Annotated in this window: 1 protein-coding gene; it reads left to right on the forward strand. The window is 66.3% G+C overall.

Features of this window, described 5'->3' with window-relative positions:
• Positions 1-67: 67 nt before the first annotated feature.
• Positions 68-1,080: PHP domain-containing protein (locus D0C15_RS33860; protein WP_116052096.1), on the forward strand; the 1,013-nt coding region annotated here is incomplete at its 3' end.

Below are 1,080 nucleotides of genomic sequence, written 5' to 3' on the forward strand. Positions count from 1 at the left end.
CAGGACTAAGGTGGAACACCCGGCCGCGCGCGTTGCCGGTTGATCCACTCAGGGGAGGTTTTCGCTGGTGTCGAACGATTCCTTCGTCCACCTGCACGTGCACACCGAGTACTCGATGCTCGATGGCGCGGCGAAGATCGCTCCTCTGTTCGCGGAGGCGTCCAGACTGGAGATGCCGGCCGTGGGGATGACCGACCACGGCAACATGTACGGGGCGGACGAGTTCTACCAGCAGGCGACGAAGGCCGGCATCAAGCCGATCATCGGCATCGAGGCCTACGTCGCTCCCGAGAGCCGCTTCCACAAGAAGCCGGTGTTCTGGGGACAGAGCAACCAGCGCGGGGCCGACGAGTTCGGTGAGGGCGGCGACGTCTCCGGTGGTGGTGCCTACACCCATATGACGATGCTCGCCGAGAACGCGACCGGCCTGCGCAACCTCTTCAAACTGTCCTCACTGGCGAGTATCCAGGGCTACTACCGCAAGCCGAGGATGGACCGCGAGCTGATCGCGGAGAACGCCGAGGGCATCATCGCCACCACCGGCTGCCCGTCCGGTGAGGTGCAGACCCGGTTGCGGCTGGGCCAGCGGGACGCGGCGATCCAGGCGGCGGCCGACTACCGGGACATCTTCGGCAAGGACAATTTCTTCCTGGAGCTGATGGACCACGGCCTGCCGATCGAACGGTCGGTGCGGGAGGGGCTGCTGGACGTCGGCCGGACGCTGGGACTCACCCCGCTGGCGACGAACGACTCGCACTACGTCACCCAGGATCAGGCCGACTCGCACGCCGCGTTGCTGTGTGTGCAGTCCGGCAAGACACTGAGTGACCCGAACCGGTTCAAGTTCGGCGGGGACGGCTACTACCTGAAGTCCGCGGCCGAGATGCGTGAGTACTGGGACACCGAGGTGCCCGGCGCCGCCGACTCGACGCTGCTGATCGCCGAGCGCGTCCAGTCCTACGAGGACGTCTACGCCCACCACGACCGGATGCCCGTCTTCGAGGCGCCCGAGGGTCACGACCAGGCGAGCTGGCTGCACAAGGAGGTCATGAAGGGCCTCGACTGGCGCTTCCCGGAAGG

This window comes from Amycolatopsis palatopharyngis, from assembly GCF_003385185.1.
GTDB lineage: Bacteria > Actinomycetota > Actinomycetes > Mycobacteriales > Pseudonocardiaceae > Amycolatopsis > Amycolatopsis palatopharyngis.